We start from the raw sequence: 15736 nt of genomic DNA on the forward strand, positions 1-15736 counted from the left end.
TCGAGTGGCATGCCGCCCGACGGTCCGGACGGCCCGTAACCGACCCCTGACGCCCCGGAAGGAACCATGGATCTCCAGTCCACCGTCACGGCGTTCCCGGGGGGCCACGCCGATAGACGGCCTTGACCGCGCCTGGACGTGGCTTCGGAACCCGGCCGAGTTCGGAGACTTCGTGACGCAGCTGGCTCGGGGGAACGCCGGTGGGTGACGGCGCCGCCGAGCCCTGGGTTCTCCTGGTTCCGGAGGGGTCCGCCCGGATCCGACGACAACTGTCGGAGCTGGCAGCGAGAGGCGGCCGGGTCCATCACTTCGACGCCGGTGAGCTGGTGACCGAACAGGGCGTCTTCCGCACCTTCGCGAAACCCTCCGCTTCCCCGGCTACTTCGGCCGGAACTGGGATGCCCTGGTCGACTGCCTGGACGACCTCTGCGGCGAGGTCACGGGAGGAGGGGTGGGGATCGCGGGCGTCGTGCATGACGCGGATCCTCTGTTGCAGACGGAACACTTCCCCCTGTTCGTATCGGTTCTCTGCCAAGGCGCCGACCGCGCGAACTCGGCCGCGGACCTCGACGGCGATCCCCTGGACCGACCCGCCGTCACCCGACATTTCGTCTCCGAATTCCGTGATTTCGACCGTGAGAGGATCGCGGCCCGCGTCGCACAACCCGACCTGGTTGTCACCACGGGGAACGGATCCGTGGGGGCCGCCCTCAATCCCGAGGCGTGGCAGTGAGGCAGCGGCCTGTCACAACGCCCGTCGGCGCGCCCGCCCCCGTCGCCTCCCGTCCGGCCACAGCCGCGCCCTCCTCCCCGCCGCCGCGTCCTCCACCCACCCGAACGCCAGCACCGCCACCGCGATCAGTGGCCAGACCACGACGAACATCCAGAAGCCGTAGGTGGAGTCCAGCAGGGCCGAGGCGCGGTCCGAGGCCATGAACGGGAGGTCGTACGCCTGGTCGATGATCGGGACCGTTGCCATGATGAGCATGTTGTGCCAGAGGTAGATGGTCACGGCGCGGTTGTTGGAGAGGGTGATCCATCTGTCCCAGCGGCGCAGGCCATCCGGCAGCTCTCGCCACGACGGGGCGTACTGCAACAGGATCACCACCGCCCCGAACGACCAGCACGCCTGTGCCAGTGGGATGTCGTTGAGGTCCCAGCCGTCGGGGCCCTGGTGGCCCGACGCCCACCACAGGCCCGCCGCCATCACCAGGCAGGACAGCGAGACCGCCGCGTAGCGCGGGACGCGTGCCAGGACGCCCTCGTGGTGGGCGAAGCCCAGGATCCAGCAGCCGCCGTACACGGCGAAGTCCGTCACCGCGTTGCCCGTCTCGCCGGGGATCCTCACCAACCCCGTACCCACGACGGCCGTCAGCGCCAGGGGGGCCAGGGTCGTCGGCAGGGGCCACCTGCGGAACGACCGCAACAGCAGCGGGGACAGGAGCACGAACCACAGGTACGCGCGGAGGTACCAGAGCGGGCCCGCCGCCTGTTCCGCCCAGGTGTCGTCGAGCAGGCCCGACGCCGAACCGAGGTGTTCGGGGTACGGCGGGGCGCCGACCGGGAGGACGTAGTCGAGGAGTTGGGAGGCGTTGGTCCAACCACCGCCCAGGTCCGGGTCCTTGAGTGGATTCCAGCCCGCCGTGAACATCATCGTCAGCAGGACCGCGCCGAACAGCCAGAGGGGAGGCAGGAGACGGCGGAGCCGGGCCCGGATCACGCTCGGTGCCGGGCGGTCCGGACTGTTCAGGCTGCGGGCCATCAGAGAGCCCGCCAGCGCGAACATCACGCCCATGGAGGGGAAGAGGACGGTGAGCCACGGCCAGCCGAAGAGGTGGTAGATCACCACGCGGAGCAGGGCCAGGGAGCGGAGGAGGTCCAGGTAGCGGTCCCGGCCGCCGCCGGTTCCGGCCCTGCCCGTGCCGACCGCGTCCGCGGGGGAGGTCTCTGCCCGTGTCATGCCGCCTGCCTCCCCCCGGCCGTACCGGTGCCGCCCGGCGCCGCCCCCACCACTCCCGTGCGGCGCAGCTTCTGCCAGCGCAGGCGGCCGCCCGTCAGCGCCGTGATCCAGGACTGGAGGAGGACGACGTACATGAGCTGCCGGTAGAGGATCTGCTGGAGCGGCAGCGAGACGAGGTGGGTCATGCGTTCGCGGTCCAGATGGAAGGCGTACGCCGCGCAGGCCGCCTGGACCGCGAGGATTCCCAGCCAGGCGCCGATCGTCTTCTGCGTCGGGCCGAAGACGATGCCGTAGAGGAGGAACGCGTCGATCAGGGGGGCGAGGAGCGGGGCCACGACCATGAAGAGCGACACCAGGGGCAGGCCGACGCGGCCGAAGCGGCCCGACGGGCCCCGGTCCAGCAGGGCGCCGCGGTGTTTCCAGATCGCCTGCATCGTGCCGTACGACCAGCGGTAGCGCTGCGACCAGAGCTGGGACACGGTCTCCGGGGCCTCGGTCCAGGCCCGGGCTCGCTCCGCGTACACCACCCGCCAGCCGCGCCGGTGGATCGCCATCGTGATGTCGGTGTCCTCGGCGAGGGTGTCGTCGCTCATGCCGCCGACCTGTTCCAGGGCGGTACGGCGGAAGGCGCCGACCGCGCCGGGGATGGTCGGCATGCAGCGCAGCACGTCGTACATCCGGCGGTCCAGGTTGAAGCCCATCACGTACTCGATGTGCTGCCAGGCGCCGATCAGCGAGTCCCGGTTGCCCACCTTGGCGTTGCCGGCGACCGCGCCGACCGCCGGATCACCGAAGGGCTGGACCAGCTCCCGTACGGTGGCCGGTTCGAAGACGGTGTCGCCGTCCATCATCACGACGATGTCGTGCCGGGCGTTGCGCAGGCCCCGGTTGAGGGCGGCGGGCTTGCCCGCGTTCTCCTGGCGGATCACCCGGACGCCCGGCAGGCGCAGGTCCTCCACGATCCGGGCCGTGCCGTCCGTCGAACCGTCGTCGATGACGAGGATCTCGACGGGGTGTTCGCTCGCGGTCAGTGAACGGACCGTGTTCTCTATGCACTTGGCCTCGTTGTAGGCGGGGACGAGGACCGAGACCGGTTCGGTCACCGGCCGGCGGCCCCAGCGGAAGCCCTTGCGCCGGACCCTGCGGGCATGCAGCACGGAGAGCCAGAGCATCAGGGCGAACCGGGCCAGCACCGACGCGCCGATCACCGCCAGGCCGACGACCAGCACATCGGTGATGCCGTCCGCCGCCTGGACCAGGAAGATCCACGCCCTGCCCTGCCAGCGGTCGGGGCCGGTGACCGGGGTATGGGCACTGGGTGCGTTCAGGGCCTCGGTGAGGTTGTCGAAGGTGTATCCCTGCTTCTGCAGGAGGGGAAGGAACCTGTCCAGGGCCTGCACGGTCTGGTGGCGGTCACCGCCCGAGTCGTGCATGAGGACGACCGCGCCCTTGCCGCCGTGCGGGGTGGCGTTGCGGATGATCCGGTCGACGCCCGGCTTGCGCCAGTCCTCGCTGTCGGTGTCGTTGACGACGGTGATGTAGCCGCGGCTGCCGATGTACTCGGTCACCGGCCAGGAGAGGTTGTCCATCGCGTCGGCGAAGGAGGAGTACGGCGGCCGGAAGAGTGAGGTACGGATACCGGCCGCGCCGGTGATCGCCAGCTGGGTCTGGGACAGCTCCCAGTCGATGCGCTTCTTCGACTGGTACGACAGGTCGGGGTGGCTGAAGGTGTGCACGCCGACCTCGTGGCCCTCGGCCACGATGCGCCGGACCAGCTGCGGATAGCGGGAGGTCATGGTGCCGGTGACGAAGAAGACGGCGTGCGCGTGGTGCTTCTTCAGGACGTCCAGGACCTTCGGGGTCCAGGTCGGGTCGGGGCCGTCGTCGAAGGTGAGGACCAGGCGGTGGTCGGGGATGCGCAGGGACGTCGTACGGCCGCCCCGGGTGTCGATGACCGGGCCGCCGTCCAGGATCCGCTCCGGGACCTTGTCGGAGGCGGCCTCGGGGCGGACGCGGTGGTCGGCCAGGATCTCGCTGTGGACGTAGCCGCGCAGCATCAGCATCGCCATCACGGCGGCGAGGACGAGGACGGGCAGCGTCAGCCGCATGGGCAGCCGGCGGCGCCGGGGTCCGCCGGCCGTGGACGAGGCGTTGGCGGCGGTCCCCCGGCGCCGGGTGCGGGCGGCCGTCACAGGACGGGGGCGGCGGCAGGGGCGCCGCCGGTCGTACCGGTGCCGGTGGCGGTGCGCGGGGCCGCGCCCTGAGCGACCGGGCCGCCGGTCGGCGCGGCCGACTCGCTGGGCGAGGCCGGGGGCGACGAGGCGGGCGAGGCCGGGGCGTCCGGGGAGGGCGCCGCCGAGGACGGTACGGCGGACGCGGAGGGCGAGCCCGGTTCCGGCGAGGAGAGCGTGACCCCTGAGGACGACGAAGGGTGCGCGGACGCCGACGGGCTCGGCCGGGCGGTCCCCTTGCCGGTACCGGGTGCCCGCGATGCGGCGGCGGCCGGCGGGGTCGTGGCGCCGCTCACGGCCGGGCCGGCCACCGAGGCGCCGTCGTCCGAGGACCGGGGCGTGCGCGCGGGCCGCGGCGAGTCGCCGACCTTGCCGGCCGGCCGGTCGTGGTTCTGCCCGGGCACCGGCAGCCAGGGCGCGTCGGAACTTCCGGACAGCAGGGTGATGACGATGACGACCGCGTAGACCGCGCAGACGAGGCCGAGGGCCGTCCCGAGCCTGCGGAACCGGCGGCTGCGACGCCCCGACGCGTCGACGAAGACGGGGACGGGGACGAGGCCGTCGGAAGCGCGGGTGGCGTCCGAAGTCTCCGAAGTGTCCGAGGCATCGGCGTCCTCGGCCGCGCCGGGTCGTACCCCTGGTACCGGTGGTATCAGCCGTGTCGGCCCGGTCGGGTGTATCCGTACGACTCCGACGTCGTTCTGGACGGTCACCTCGTCGGGGTCGTGGACGGGGTCATGGGCCGGATCATGGGCGGGGCCCGGAGCCGGGTCGCGCACGAACACCGGGGGCGGCGGCTCGACCACGCTCCACGGGTCCCGTAAGGAGCCGGCCCGCAACACCTCGGTGGCCCCGGCAGCTCCGCCGCCGCCGGCTGCGGCTGCGGCTGCGGTGTCCGGTACGGCCGCCTCCACCCCGTCGTCTCCCGTCACCGGCACATCCCGGGCGTCCAGGACCACCTGCGGCACTTCGGGTTGGGTTTCTTCTCGCCAATTTTTCACGCGCGTACATCCCCCCACGGAACTGTTCCGGGCGCGCTGACGAACCCGAGCACACGTCAACGGAACGGGCCCCCACCCGCTCCGAGCGCCCCCTTGTAGCTCTCCGCGCTCGGGCCCATGAAGCTAGCGCACGGGGTGGACCCGTGTTCCCGATGTGTCATTTGCGGTCGTCCATCACCTCTTGATCACTGGCCGGAATCCATCCGTCGGCCGGCCACTGAAGCCAGCGTTCCGCCCGCCCGATCTCGGCGGCCGCCCGCCGCAGCGCGTCGACTCCCGGATGGACCAGCCCCTTTCGCCACACCAGCGACACAGGCGACAACGGGACCGGATCGACCAGGGGGCGCCAGACCGTTCCAGGTATGGCCGGAAATCCCACTACCCCGAGGATGGGATTCCGGTTCTTGGCCATGATCCGCTGGAACTCCTCCTCCCCGACGGCCAGCGGCAGCGGCGGCGCGACCGCGACACCTCGCCCCTCGAAGAGGTGAAAGGCCAGGTCAGTCCATTCCAGGGTGCGTTCGTTCCCGGCACCGGCATACACCGCCTCGCCCGCCAGTGCGGCCAACGGCACCGCCTCCAGGGCCGCGAGCCGGTGATCGGAGGGGAGAATTACGGCCATGGGTTCGAATCGAACGGGCTGGTGTTCGAGCCCGGAGCGCAGCGCCGGATCCAGTCCCGCGAACCGTCCGAAGGACGCGTCGAGCCGCCCCGCGAGGAGTTCGGCCGCCGCTCCGGTGAGCCCGCTCTCGTAGCGGGCCATCAGCTCGCAGTCGGGGGCGAGTTCGCGGGCCCGGTGCAGGACGCGCCGACTGGTCTCCAGCCCCGGGGAGTTGAGGTCCACCAGCAGCGGCCGGGCCTGCCCGAACGCGGCGAGCAGGGCGTCCTGGGCGGCCAGCACCCGGCGGGCGTACGGCAGCAGCCGGGCACCGTCGGCGGTGAGGCTGACCTGCCGGGTGCTGCGGAGGAACAGCTCGGCGCCCAACTCGCGCTCCAGCCGCCGTACATCACGGCTGAGCGCCTGCTGGGCGACGTACAGCCGGGCGGCGGCGCGGGTGAAGTGCAGTTCCTCGGCGACGGCGACGAAGACGCGCAGGAGCCGGGGGTCGATGTGGGCGGGAGAAGCGGCCATCGGGCGAACTTACCGGTACCGCACCGGGCACCTGGCCGATGGCCCCATGCCCCATGCCCCATGCCCCATGCCCCATGCCCCGTCGGGCGGTCACCGGGGCGCCGCGGCCGCAAACGGCAACTGGACCAATCCGCACGCACGCTGACAACAAGGAGACAACGCGGCGCGGCCTGCACCCGGGTCCGGCACCAGTACCATCGGCGCCTTGGCGCCGCCGGACGCGTTCGCCACCGCTCTCCTGGAAGGACGCGACAACAGTGCAGTCTCCGCTGCCCCGGCGGCCGAAGGGACCCTCGGCCATCGCCGCGGCGTCCGCCTCCCGCACCGCACCGGACCCCGGCGCCGGCTCCGAGGACGACTCCGTCCCCCAGCAGCAGCCCGACGCCACCGTGCCGCCCATGTCCCGGGCGGCGGCCGCGTTCGCGGCGGAGCGGGCGGACACCCCTCAGCGGACGGCCGGGACGGCCGGCCCACCACGCGTCGGCAACACCCGTACCGCCGAAGCCGCCGGTGCCGCCGCCGAACCGGAGACCGGAACCGCTCCGCGACCCGCGGCCGGTACCACCGCCCGGCGCCGGCTGCCCCCGGCGGTGCTCCTGACCGGGGCGCCCGTGGTCGTCGCCGCGCTGATCGGCGGCGCCTTCCTCGTCGGCGGCGCCGGTGACCACGACAGACGGTCTTCGGACTCGGCGTCCGGTGCCGCGCCGGGCACCGCGGGGGACGGCGGCTCGTACGACAGCACGCCGAGCCTGCTCGGCCCACCCCCGCCGTCCATATCGCCGTCCTCCTCGCTGTCGGCCTCACCGTCCACGTCACCGTCGGCGGCCGCCTCCGGCGCGTCGTCGCGGCCGTCGGCCAGGAAGTCCGCCCAGGGTGGCGACACCTCCACCGCCGCGCGGACCGCACCGTCCACCGCCCCGGCAGGGGACGGCGGCCGGGTCCGCGCCGGGTCGGGCAGCAGCGTCGACGACTCCTCCTGCGCCTCCGCCGGGGGCTCGGGCGCCATCACCGACTACTCCGTCTGCGTGTCGTCGGGGACGGTCACCTTCCGGGTCACCTTCCACACCTCGCAGTCCTACTACCACGTCTTCTTCGACACCGACGGCAACACCGCGACCGGCTACCAGCTCCCCTACCCGTCGCCCTCGGCCCTCGGCGCCGACTACATGATCGAGAACGGTGGCCTCTACCGGAGCCGGTCGACCGACTGGAGCTGGACCGAGACCGCGACCCGCCCGAAGCGGACGGTCGACGGCTCGACGCAGACCTGGACCCTGCCGCTGAGCGCGCTCGGCTCACCGACCGGCACCCAGCGGGTCGAGTTCAACGCCGGATCGAACTACACCCCGGTGATCGCCTTCAGCCCCGAGTAGCCCCGGCACCCCGGACGCGCCTTCACACCGCCGGACCCGGCCGGACTCACAACAACGGTGCGTGAATCGGCGCCGAGCAGGTGTTGGACCCCTTGATCGGCTCCGGGCGACGGTGGTGCGCATGCCGCAACCGACCGAACCCGTCCCGCCGCGCATGCACACCGTCACCGCCGACTCCCTCGTCACCGTCGACTTCGGCCCCCGCTTCCACGACCCCTCCAGGCCCCGCCGCGCCCCACGGTCCCCCCGCCGCACGCCCCGCTCCCGCCGCCATCCGCCCGGCCCCTACCGCCGCCTCTTCGCCCTCCCCGGCACCCGGGCCTTCACCGCCGGGAACCTGCTGGCCCGCCTCCCCATGGGCATGTTCAGCGTCAGCGCGGTCGTGATGATCGCCGGGGCGCGCGGCTCGTACGCCCTCGCCGGTGCCGTCACCGCGACCGGCCTCGCCGCCACCGGTCTTGCCGGGCCCTGGATCGCGCGGCTCGTCGACCGGCACGGACAGGCCCGGATCGCCGTGCCCGCGACCGTCACCGCCGTGCTCGGCAGTCTGGCCCTGCTGCTCTGCGTCCGGTACGGCGCCCCGGACTGGACCCTGTTCGCCGCCTACGCGGCCACCGCCACCACCCCCAACCTCGGCGGCATGTCCCGCGCCCGCTGGGCCCACCTGCTGCGCGACGACCCGGACGCCCTGCACACCGCGACCTCCTTCGAACAGGCCGCCGACGAGCTGTGCTTCATGCTCGGCCCGGTCCTCGCCTCCTTCCTGACCGGCACCTTCTTCCCGGAGGCCGGCACGCTGGTCGGTGCGGTGCTGCTGCTCACCGGCGCACTGCTGTTCACCGCCCAGCGGGCCACCGAGCCGCCGCCCCGGCCCGCGACAGGCACCGCACGCACACCGCTGCGCATCGGCCCCCTCCTGGCCTGCTTCGTCGCGACCGGCGCGGTGTTCGGTTCGATGGAGGTCGTCACCATCGCCTACGCCGACGCCCAGGGCCACCGCTCGGCGGCCGGTGCCGTACTCGCCCTCCAGGCCGCGGGTTCCTGCGCGGCGGGCCTGCTGTACGGGGCGCTCCGGCCGGCCGGTCCCGCCGAACGCAGGCTCCCCTTCTGCCTGTTGTCGATGGCGGCGCTGATGTCCTTCCCACTGCTGGCCGCCCGCGCCTTCGACAGCCTCTGGGCCCTCGCCCCCGCCCTGCTCGCGGCCGGCATGGCGACCGCCCCGACCATGGTGACCGCGATGACCCTGGTCCAGGACCGCGCCCCCGAGGGCCGCCTCAACGAGGGGATGAGCCTGGTCGTCACCGCCCTGCTGACCGGTATCGCCTGCGGCTCCGCGCTCGGCGGCTGGGCCGCGGACCACGTCTCGCCGACGGCCGCGTTCGCCACCCCGGCCGCGGCGGCCGTCGTAGCCCTCGCCGTCAACGCCGTCAGTCGAATCGCTTCGCCCTATTCCCGCCATACCCATTGACGCCTTCCCGGCCCGCACCTACCGTCCTCCGTCGAAGCGCTTCGACGTCCGGCATCGAACCGATTCGACGCGGGACGAGCACCAGGCACCATCCATCCGACTCCCCCGGAGGCACTGGATGTTGACGGCACGAAGGCGAACCACGACCGCGGCGGCGCTCCTCGCCGGATCGCTGCTCCTCACCTCCTGCGGCGGTTCCGGCGGCAGCACGTCCGACGGGAAGACACTGCGGCTGTGGCACTACGAGGGTCCGACCAGCGCGATGGGCGTCGCCTGGAACGAGGCCATCAAGGAGTTCGAGGCGACCCACCCCGGTGTGAAGGTGAAGTACGAGGAGAAGAGCTTCGAACAGATCCAGAAGACCGCGCAGATGGTCCTGAACTCCTCCGACGCCCCCGACATCATGGAGTACAACAAGGGCAACGCGACGGCGGGGCTGCTCTCCAAGCAGGGCCTGCTCACCGATCTGACCGCCGAGGCGGCCAAGCGCGGCTGGGACAAGAAGCTCAGCGCGGGCGTGCGCACCACCAGCCAGTACGACGCCGACGGCGTGATGGGCTCCGGCAAGTGGTACGGCGTGCCCAACTACGCCGAGTACACCATGGTTTATTACAACAAGGACGTGTTCGCGGAGTACGGGATCGCCGAACCGAAGACGTTCGACGACCTGACGGCGGCGATGGACAAGCTCGTCGCGAAGGGGATCACCCCGCTCGCCGACTCGGGCTCCGAGTACATGGCCCAGCAGTACCTGTACCAACTGGCGCTCTCGAAGGCCGACCGCTCGTGGGTCGACGCCTACGAGCTGTACAAGGGCAAGGTCGACTTCCATGACCAGGCCTGGACGTACGCCGCCACCACCTTCGCCGACTGGGTGAAGAAGGGCTACATCGCGAAGACGTCGTCCGGAACGACCGCCGAGCAGGCCGGGGTCTCCTTCATCCAGGGCAAGTCGCCGATCCTGTTCTCCGGCAGCTGGTGGTACGGCCGCTTCCAGTCGGAGGCCAAGTTCGACTGGGGCAGCTTCCTGTGGCCCGGCTCGAACCTCACCCTCGGCTCCGGCGGCAACCTCTGGGTCGTACCGAAGAACTCCAAGAACAAGGACCTCGCCTACGACTTCATCGACATCACCATGTCGAAGAAGATCCAGAACCTGCTCGGCAACAAGGGCGGTGTCCCGGTCGCCGCCGACGCGAGCGCCATCACCGACCCCAAGTCGAAGCAGCTCATCGCCGATTTCAACACCGTCAGCAAGCGCGACGGGCTCGCCTTCTACCCCGACTGGCCGATCGCCGGGTTCTACGACACCCTCGTCTCCGAGACCCAGAAGCTGATCACCGGCAGCGAGAAACCGGACGCCTACCTGAGCAACCTCCAGACGGCGTACGACAAGGGCTCGAAGTGAGGGTGCCGGTACGCCCCCGGGACTCGTACGCCCTCTTCCTCCTCCCCGGCGCCCTCGCCTTCCTGACCGTGGTCGTCGTGCCGTTCCTGATGAACACGGGCGTGAGCTTCACCGACTGGCAGGGCGTGGGCAGCCCGCACTGGTCCGGGCTCGCCAACTACCGTGAGCTGCTGCACGACTCCGAGTTCTGGGCGTCCTTCCGCCACAGCCTCTTCATGGTCGTCGCGATGGCGGCGGTCCCGACCGCGCTCGGACTCCTCCTGGCCGCCGCCCTGTTCGACTACATCGGCAAGCACTTCGGCACCCGGGTCGCGGCCGTCCTGCGCGCCTGCTTCTACCTCCCCCAGGTGCTGCCGGTCGCGGTCGCCGGCATCGTCTGGAGCTGGATCCTGGCCCCGGACAACGGCTCCCTCAACGCCCTCCTGAAGGCGGTCGGCCTCGGCAGCCGGCAGCAGGACTGGCTCGGCGACCCGGACCTCGCCCTCTACACGGTGATGGGCGTGCTGGTCTGGGTGCAGATCGGCTTCCCGCTGGTCGTCTTCATGGCGGGGCTCGGCCGGGTCGACCCCCAGCTGTACGAGGCGGCCGAACTGGACGGCGCCGGCTGGTGGCGCCGCTTCCGGCACGTCACCCTGCCCCAGATCCGCCCCGAGGTGTACGTCGTCCTGACCTGGTGCACGATCGCCGCGCTCAAGGTCTTCGGCGCGGTGTACGTCCTGACCAAGGGCGGCCCGGGTGGCGCCACCGACGTCCCCTCCTACTTCTCCTTCACCACGTTCTTCGAGAAGACCCAGGTCGGCTACGGCTCGGCGATCTCCACCGTCCTCACGGTGATCACCCTGGCCCTGGCCGTGCTCGGCCTGAGGCTCCAGAACCGCGCGGAGGCCGCATGACCGCCCCGCGTACGACCGCCCTGCGCCGCTACCCGGTCCTCCTCGCCCTCTGCCTCGCCGCCCTCTTCATGATCGTGCCGTTCCTGATCGTGGCGGTCAACGCGGTGAAGTCCCCGGCGGAGTACTCCCAGAACGGCCCGCTGAGCCTCCCCCACGGCCTCTACCTGGACGGCCTGAAGGACTTCTGGCAGCGCGTCGACTACACGCAGAAACTGGTCAACTCGGTCCTCATCAGCGGTTCGGTCGCGCTGCTCGCCACCGTCCTCTCCGTCCTCAACGCGTACGCGATCGGCATCGGCCGGATCCGGGGCCGGACCTGGGTGCTGGCCTTCTTCGTCCTCGCCAACCTGCTGCCGCAGGAGGCGCTGGTCTACCCGCTCTACTACCTGAGCAAGGAGGCGGGCCTGTACGACACCCGGCTCAGCGTGATCATCGTGTTCACGGTGATCCAGTCGGCGTTCGGGACGTATCTGCTCTCCGCCGTCCTCGGCCAGTTCCCGCGCGAGATCGTCGAGGCGGCCCGCATCGACGGCGCGAACAAGTGGCAGATCCTGGTCCGGATCGTCGTACCCGTCAGCCGCCCGACCCTCGGCGTGCTCCTGGTCTTCTTCTTCATCTGGACCTGGAACGAGTTCCTGCTGCCGCTGGTCATGCTGATCTCCAACGACAACCAGACGGTGTCCGTCGCCCTCGGCGTCCTCCAGGGCCAGCGCCTGATGGACGCCACGATGACCAACGCGGCCGCCCTGCTCGGCGTGCTCCCGGCCATCGTCTTCTTCCTCGTCTTCCAGCGCACGCTCACCCGGGGGATCGCCGTGGGCGCCGTCAAGTAGGAGGTACGTGCGTGAAGTTCACCGACGGCTACTGGCTGCTGCGTGAGGGCGTCACCGCGGCCCACCCGGTCGAGGTCCTCGACGTCACAGCGACGGAAGGCGCCCTGGACATCCACGCGCCGACCCAGCCCATCCGCCACCGCGGCGACCTGCTGAAGGGACCGGTCGTGACGATCAGCGCGCACACGCCGATGCCCGACGTCATCGGCGTCACCTTCACCCACTTCGAGGGCGAGCAGCCCCGCGGCCCGCAGTTCGAGCTGCACAAGGCCGTCCGGGGGTCCGGGGGATGTCCCCCAGAAAAGCACAGCGCGTCGCAGGTGGCGTACGACGACGAGTACGCGACCCTGACCTCCGGCTCGCTGACCCTGCGGCTGAGCCGTACGGCCCCCTGGCGGCTGGACTTCCTCGCCGGCGGCCGCGCCCTCACCTCCAGCGGCCCCAAGGGCATGGGCATCATGCGGGACACCGCCACCGGCGCCCACTACCTGCGCGAGCAGCTGAACCTGGGGGTCGGCACCTCGGTCTACGGCCTCGGCGAACGCTTCGGCCCACTGGTCAAGAACGGCCAGGTCGTCGACATCTGGAACGCCGACGGCGGCACGGCCACCGAACAGGCCTACAAGAACACCCCCTTCTACCTGACGGACGCGGGCTACGGCGTCTTCGTCGACCACCCGGGAAGGGTGTCGTTCGAGGTCGGCTCGGAAGCGGTGTCCAGGGTCCAGTTCAGCGTGGAGTCACAGCAGTTGACGTACTACGTCATCCACGGCCCGACCCCGAAGGACATCCTGCGCAAGTACACGGCCCTGACCGGCCGCCCGGCGCTGCCGCCCGCGTGGTCCTTCGGCCTGTGGCTGTCCACGTCCTTCACCACGTCGTACGACGAGAAGACGGTCACCTCCTTCATCGAGGGCATGCGGGAGCGCGAACTGCCCCTCTCCGTCTTCCACTTCGACTGTTTCTGGATGCGGGAGTTCAACTGGTGCGACTTCCGGTGGGACCCCCGGGTGTTCCCCGACCCGGAGGGGATGCTGGGGCGGCTGCACGAGCGCGGGCTGCGGGTGTGCGTGTGGATCAACCCGTACATCGCGCAGCGGTCGCCGCTGTTCGCCGAGGGGAAGGAGCTGGGACACCTGCTGCGGCGACCGGACGGGAGCGTGTGGCAGTGGGATCTGTGGCAGCCGGGGATGGCGCTGGTGGACTTCACGTCCCCGGCGGCGCGCGACTGGTACGCGGGCAAGCTGGCGGCCCTTCTCGCCCAGGGGGTCGACTGCTTCAAGACCGACTTCGGGGAGCGCGTCCCGGTGGACGTGGCCTGGTCCGACGGCTCGGACCCCGAGCGGATGCACAACTACTACACCTACCTCTACAACCGGACCGTCTTCGACGTGCTGCGCAAGCACCGGGGGGAGGGGGAAGCGGTCGTGTTCGCCCGGTCGGCGACGACGGGGAGCCAGAAGTTCCCCGTGCACTGGGGCGGGGACTGCGAGGCGACCTACGAGTCGATGGCCGAGTCGCTGCGCGGCGGTCTCTCGCTGGGCCTGTCCGGCTTCGGCTGCTGGAGCCACGACATCGGCGGCTTCGAGGGCACCCCGACAGCGGCCCTCTTCAAGCGCTGGCTGGCCTTCGGACTCCTCTCCTCCCACAGCAGACTGCACGGGTCGTCGTCGTACCGGGTGCCGTGGCTGTTCGACGAGGAGTCGGTGGACGTGCTGCGGCACTTCACGCGGCTGAAGCTGAGCCTGATGCCGTACCTGTACGAGGCGGCGCGCACCGCATCGGCGGAGGGGGTGCCGGTGATGCGGGCGATGGTGCTGGAGTTCCCGGACGATCCGGGGTGCGCGCATCTGGAGCGGCAGTACATGCTGGGGGCGGATCTGCTGGTGGCGCCGGTGTTCACGGACGAGGGGCAGGTGACCTATTACTGCCCCGCCGGCACCTGGACCCACTTCCTGACCGGCGAGACGGTCACCGGCCCCCGCTGGATCCGCGAGCAGCACGGCTTCCTGAGCGTGCCGCTCCTGGTCCGGCCCGGGTCCGTGATCCCGGTCGGCGCGACGACGGACCGCCCCGACTACGACCACGTGAACGGGGTGACACTCCACGCCTTCGGCCTCGATCGCGGCGCCCAGGTTTCGGTGCCGGTCGGGGACGTCACCTTCACCGTCGTACGCGAAGGGGACACCCTGCGGGCCTCCTGCAGCGACCCGGCGGCGCCCTGGAGCCTGACGGCCGGGGAGCGGACCGCACGCGCCCAGGCCGGAACCGGGTTTCTCTCCCTGGAGCTGGGCTGATGGTGAAGATCACCGACGTGGCCCGGCACGCCGGGGTCTCCCCCAGCACGGTGTCCTACGCGCTCAGCGGCAAGCGCCCGATCTCCGACGAGACCCGGCGCCGGATCGAGGCGTCCATCCGCGAGCTGGGCTACCGCCCGCACGCCGGCGCCCGCGCCCTGGCCAGCAGCCGCTCCAACGTCCTCGCCCTGGTGATCCCGCTGCGCACCGGCATCCACGTCCCGGTGGTGATGCAGTTCGCGGTGTCGGTGGTGACGACAGCTCGCCGCTACGACCACGACGTACTGCTCCTCACCCAGGAGGAGGGCGAGGAGGGCCTGCACCGGGTCGCCGACACGGCGCTGGTGGACGCCCTGATCGTGATGGACGTCCAGCTCCACGACCCCCGGCTGCCCCTGCTGCGCACCCTGGAACGGCCGTCGGTACTGATCGGCTTCCCCGCTGCCGCCGAGGGCCTGACCTGCGTCGACCTGGACTTCACGGCGGCCGGCGAGCTGTGCGTGGAGCGGCTGGCGGGGCTTGGGCACCGGGTGGTGGCGCTGGTCGGGTCGCCGCCGGAGGTGTACGTCCGGGAGACCGCGTTCGCCCAGCGGGTCGTCCAGGGCTTCACGGCCGCCGCTGACCGCAACGGCATGGCGTCCTCCGTCCACCCCTGCGAGGCGACGCCCGCGGGGGCGCGCCGGGTCGCCGAGCGACTGCTGCGGGAGCAGCCTGCGTTGACGGGGGTCGTCGTCCACAACGAGGCGATCCTGGAACCGCTCATCGACGCCTTCGAGCAGCTCGGCCTCCGCGTCCCCGCCGACCTGTCCATCACCGCGATCTGCCCGGACGAGCTGGCGGCGGGGCTGCGTGTCCCGGTGACCTCGGTGGCGCTGCCGGCCACGGAACTCGGCGAGCGGGCGGCGGAGCTGCTGATGCGGAAGCTGGGCGGGGACGGGGAGGTGCCGGAGGCGACGCTGCTCGTGCCTCGGCTGACCGAACGTGAGAGCACGGCTCCCCGGTTAGCGTGACGGTCACCGGTCCCGGTGCCGTGCCTGCCGCCGCTGTGCTGTGCTTGGAGGCGAGAAGGGCCAGAGAAGGTGGACCCTACGCGGAGCGTGAACTCCAAGCGGGCCCCGGCTCACCGGGAGCCCGTCGGATGTC

At 71.4% G+C, this 15736-nt stretch carries 12 protein-coding genes; 8 read left to right on the forward strand and 4 right to left on the reverse strand.

Features of this window, described 5'->3' with window-relative positions; all coding sequences use genetic code 11:
• Positions 1-451 precede the first annotated feature (451 nt).
• The gene (locus OHB00_RS20880) at positions 452-733 is read left to right on the forward strand and encodes a hypothetical protein (protein ID WP_406436407.1); all 282 of its coding nucleotides are present in this window, start codon (positions 452-454) and stop codon (positions 731-733) included.
• 12 nt (positions 734-745) lie between these two features.
• Here the strand turns inward: OHB00_RS20880 and OHB00_RS20885 are convergent, their stop codons facing one another.
• From OHB00_RS20885 to OHB00_RS20900, 4 genes are all read right to left on the reverse strand, one after another.
• A complete protein-coding gene (locus OHB00_RS20885; RefSeq protein WP_406436408.1) occupies positions 746-1960 on the reverse strand; it encodes an acyltransferase in 1215 nt (404 codons plus the stop codon).
• A complete protein-coding gene (locus OHB00_RS20890) occupies positions 1957-4068 on the reverse strand; it encodes a glycosyltransferase (protein WP_406445908.1) in 2112 nt (703 codons plus the stop codon). The genes OHB00_RS20885 and OHB00_RS20890 overlap by 4 nt, the downstream gene beginning before the upstream one ends.
• Before the next feature lie 80 nt (positions 4069-4148).
• Positions 4149-5159: a hypothetical protein gene (locus tag OHB00_RS20895; protein ID WP_406436409.1), complete on the reverse strand. Its 1011-nt coding sequence runs from the start codon at positions 5157-5159 to the stop codon at positions 4149-4151.
• Between the two features lie 190 nt (positions 5160-5349).
• Complete coding sequence (locus OHB00_RS20900; protein ID WP_406436410.1) at positions 5350-6324, reverse strand: LysR family transcriptional regulator; 975 nt, start codon at positions 6322-6324, stop codon at positions 5350-5352.
• A 257-nt stretch (positions 6325-6581) separates the two neighbouring features.
• Between OHB00_RS20900 and OHB00_RS20905 the strand changes: the two genes are divergently transcribed.
• From OHB00_RS20905 to OHB00_RS20935, 7 genes are all read left to right on the forward strand, one after another.
• A complete protein-coding gene (locus OHB00_RS20905; RefSeq protein WP_406436411.1) occupies positions 6582-7697 on the forward strand; it encodes a hypothetical protein in 1116 nt (371 codons plus the stop codon).
• Between the two features lie 121 nt (positions 7698-7818).
• On the forward strand, positions 7819-9165 hold the full coding sequence (locus OHB00_RS20910; RefSeq protein WP_406436412.1) for an MFS transporter: 1347 nt from the start codon (positions 7819-7821) through the stop codon (positions 9163-9165).
• A gap of 118 nt (positions 9166-9283) precedes the next feature.
• On the forward strand, positions 9284-10570 hold the full coding sequence (locus tag OHB00_RS20915; protein WP_406436413.1) for an ABC transporter substrate-binding protein: 1287 nt from the start codon (positions 9284-9286) through the stop codon (positions 10568-10570).
• 2 nt (positions 10571-10572) lie between these two features.
• Complete coding sequence (locus tag OHB00_RS20920; RefSeq protein ID WP_406436414.1) at positions 10573-11463, forward strand: carbohydrate ABC transporter permease; 891 nt, start codon at positions 10573-10575, stop codon at positions 11461-11463.
• A complete protein-coding gene (locus OHB00_RS20925; protein WP_406436415.1) occupies positions 11460-12296 on the forward strand; it encodes a carbohydrate ABC transporter permease in 837 nt (278 codons plus the stop codon). Before OHB00_RS20920 ends, OHB00_RS20925 begins: the two co-directional genes overlap by 4 nt.
• 11 nt (positions 12297-12307) lie before the next feature.
• Positions 12308-14593 (forward strand): alpha-xylosidase, encoded by a 2286-nt coding sequence (gene yicI / locus OHB00_RS20930; RefSeq protein ID WP_406436416.1) that lies wholly within the window; start codon positions 12308-12310, stop codon positions 14591-14593.
• Positions 14593-15603 carry a LacI family DNA-binding transcriptional regulator gene (locus OHB00_RS20935; RefSeq protein WP_406436417.1) on the forward strand — a complete coding sequence of 337 codons (1011 nt, stop codon included), beginning with the start codon at positions 14593-14595 and terminating at the stop codon, positions 15601-15603. The genes yicI and OHB00_RS20935 overlap by 1 nt, the downstream gene beginning before the upstream one ends.
• The last annotated feature ends 133 nt before the right edge of the window (positions 15604-15736 follow it).

The organism is Streptomyces sp. NBC_00631, assembly GCF_045206895.1.
In the GTDB taxonomy this organism is placed as follows: Bacteria; Actinomycetota; Actinomycetes; order Streptomycetales; family Streptomycetaceae; genus Streptomyces.